This window comes from Desulfobacula phenolica, from assembly GCF_900105645.1.
In the GTDB taxonomy this organism is placed as follows: Bacteria; Desulfobacterota; Desulfobacteria; order Desulfobacterales; family Desulfobacteraceae; genus Desulfobacula; species Desulfobacula toluolica.
The window spans coordinates 1-3,169 of sequence record NZ_FNLL01000040.1; the positions used below are offsets into that span (position 1 = coordinate 1).

Annotated in this window: 2 protein-coding genes; both read left to right on the top strand. The window is 33.4% G+C overall.

All coding sequences use genetic code 11. The annotated features are described in order from the left end of the window. Positions 1 to 143: 143 nt before the first annotated feature. On the top strand, positions 144 to 2,177 hold the full coding sequence (locus tag BLT94_RS22460; protein ID WP_092238823.1) for a hypothetical protein: 2,034 nt from the start codon (positions 144 to 146) through the stop codon (positions 2,175 to 2,177). Positions 2,178 to 2,329: 152 nt separating this feature from the next. Then, the gene (locus BLT94_RS21605) at positions 2,330 to 3,070 is read left to right on the top strand and encodes a toll/interleukin-1 receptor domain-containing protein (protein ID WP_092238826.1); all 741 of its coding nucleotides are present in this window, start codon (positions 2,330 to 2,332) and stop codon (positions 3,068 to 3,070) included. The last annotated feature ends 99 nt before the right edge of the window (positions 3,071 to 3,169 follow it).

Here is a 3,169-nt window from a genome sequence, read left to right on the forward strand (position 1 = left end):
GTCTCCTTCTTTTTAAAGGTTGAAAAAACTTTTGAATGATGTGTTTTCAATTAACTGTTTTGGAAACCCTTGCTGCCCGTTACCCAAGCGTTAGCTTATAATCTGATATAGGTTCGAAAGAAGAATTGATGCAAGGAAAATTAATGAGACGATTTACGGATTCGAATTTAAGAGTTTTTGCAATTGTTGAAGCTCAATTGACAAAAAAACTAAATCGCCCTACTGACTATCTAATACCATTTTTTCAAGCATCCATAAGCAAATACAAGGGTAAACAACTTTCTATAAAAGAAGTAGTAAAATATATAAGACGTCACTATTCGTTAGATGTTCCCATATATTTAGCTGAATCATTAATTCCGAGATTAGAGCAAATTGGATCTCTTGAGTATGTAAAAGATTTCGGTTGTCACGTTTGTCAGGAAGTTGAATTAACTGATGCTGACATTCAATTAAATCAAAGTCATTTTGATCTTATTGAAGAAAGCATTAAAAGATATTGTAAAAGGATTGAACTTAAAATCGCTAAACCTCTTGACAGTAAAAATTGGCAAAAAGCACTTCTAAGATTTTTTGAACAAGATCAAGATTCAAAAACATCTGCCATGGTCAAAGGAAAAAAAGTAACTAACACGAAAGAACTTGATGACAGAATAATTTCAAGATTTATATTTAAAACCAAAACATCCGATCCACAACTTTTCAATATAATAGTTAGGATTTACTCTGCATATGCAATTGTTGATACAGTACTATCAATTCAAAAATTTAGTGCTCCCAAAAATTGGTCTAATCTAAATGTCATATACGATTCTACTGTACTCATGAGAATCTTAGGCACTTCCGGTAGCTTCATGCGTGAAGCTACATTACAAATGCATAATTTATTACAGAACATTGGTTGTAAGACTTTATATTTTGATCATAACTTATCAGAAGTTCTGAATAATATTCAATCAATCATCTCTAAAGTTTCTTACGATCAACCACTTCATTCTGAAACATCGAAAGCTTTTCAAGATGGTGATATTACTTTAGGTGAGCTTAACTTACTTATCGGAAGTATTGAGAAAAAATTAGAAAGTTACAATATAAAAGAAATTACATTACCACCACGTTTATCAGATATATCAGGTCAAATTGATCCAATTTCATTAAAAAATTACCTAACTGAAAACATACATTACAAACATTATTCTGCCGCAGCACAAATAGATGCAGATTCAGTCGAAAAAGTATTATTCCTCAGAAAAGATTGTAAACATAGAGATCTTCCAAAATGTGGTTACATATTTGTAACTCACAATTCAAATTACGCCAAATATTCGAAGTTTTACTGTCAAAAGCATTGTGGATACAATCACGATCACACTCCACCAGTAATCAACCTAAGCCTCCTAACAAGACTGTCATGGTTGTCCTCCAGCAATGGGACACCAAAAGTTGATATATCAAATGAGTTACTAATCAATTGTTTTGAGGCTTCATTGCCTGATGACAAATGGGTAAAACAATTTTGGAAAACGATAGAACGCCACAATCCAGAGGTTTTAGATCCAGACACTAAAGAAAGTTTATATTTATTGGAGCTTAAAAAAGTTGCAGATGATTTATCACTCGGAAGTGACGTTTTTTTAGAAGAAATTGATACTTCATATCTCTTGAAGCGAGCTGAAGAGTTGAAGCAAGAAAGAGAAAAAAAATATGAAAATAAAGTTGATCAAGTTTCAGCTGAAAAACAAAATGAAATTGATCAACTAAAAAAAGAAAAAGAGTCACAATTTTGTAGTCTTGAAAAAGAGAAAGAAAAAGAGATTAAAGAACTACAAAAGCTATTTGATCAGCAAAAAAAAGAAGCGGTACGCAAAGCAATAGAACAAATAAAATCAGAGCAAGACGCCATAATTATTAAAAAATCTCAAAGGCATGCACGATTTGTTGGCAGTATGCTTACGATAGTTTTGGGCTTATTTTTTGGATATATCTTTTACGTTTCTCAGGTTACTCCGCCTCAGTGGGTCATAGAATCTGAATATTCCAAAACGATAAAATACATTTCTCTTGGCTTGGGTGCTTTACAAGTTGTTGGACTTTTTAATACAAAGTTTTCCTTTTTATTTATAGGACCTTTCTTAGAAAAAGGATTAAGCAGTATATTTTTCAAGATATACAATTAACATCAAGCTAACAGGCGGGTGAACCGGACAGCAAGGGTCTCCTTCTTTTTAAAGATTGAAAAACTTTTAAATGATATGCTTCCAATGAACTTTATTGGAAACCCTTGCTGCCCGTTACCCAAGCGTTATGCAATACAAAAGGATTAGAGCAAATGACTATACCATCAGTATTTATTTCTTATTCTCATGACACACAAGAACACAAGAAATGGGTTTTAGATCTCGCAACTCGCCTTAGAAATACGGGCATTGACGCAGCCCTTGATCAATGGGATCTAAAGCCCGGTGATGATCTTCCACACTTTATGGAACAGAATCTAGTTTCGTCAGATTATGTTATTATGATTTGCACGGAAAAATACGTCTCTAAAGCTAATTCAGGAGTTGGCGGAGTTGGTTATGAAAAAATGATAATTACATCTGACCTGTTAACAAAAATAGATTCCAATAAAATAATACCAATAATTCGACAGGAGGGCACGGCAGATGTACCTACATTTTTAAAGACAAAATTATATGTCAATTTTTCTAGAGACGATGAGTTTGAATTTAGCTACGATGAATTGGTCCGAACAATTCATAACGCCCCCCTTTATAAAAAACCAGAAGTTGCAAACAACCCTTTTGAACCAATAACTGACGGCAAGCAAGAAAAAACAAATGACGCAGTTTATGAGTTAATGGCTATTGTTATTCATTATTTTGAGTCTGGCCATGATTACGTTCAGTACAAAGACTTGATAGGGAAAATCGGTAAATCAAGAGTAATGTTAGATATGATTATCAGAGAAGCTGTAGAAAAAGGTTACGTCACTCAAGCTTCTACTAAATCCCTTTTCTTGAAAGAAAAGGGGAAATTTTATGCCGTTGATCATAAATTGGTTGAGGTGTGAATGCATAACGAATAAGGTTAGATTGTGTGAGCGCAGCGAACCACAATCTGAACCGTTTGTTGGACAAGCCCGGTCACCATATATAGAAAATAGCTTTTT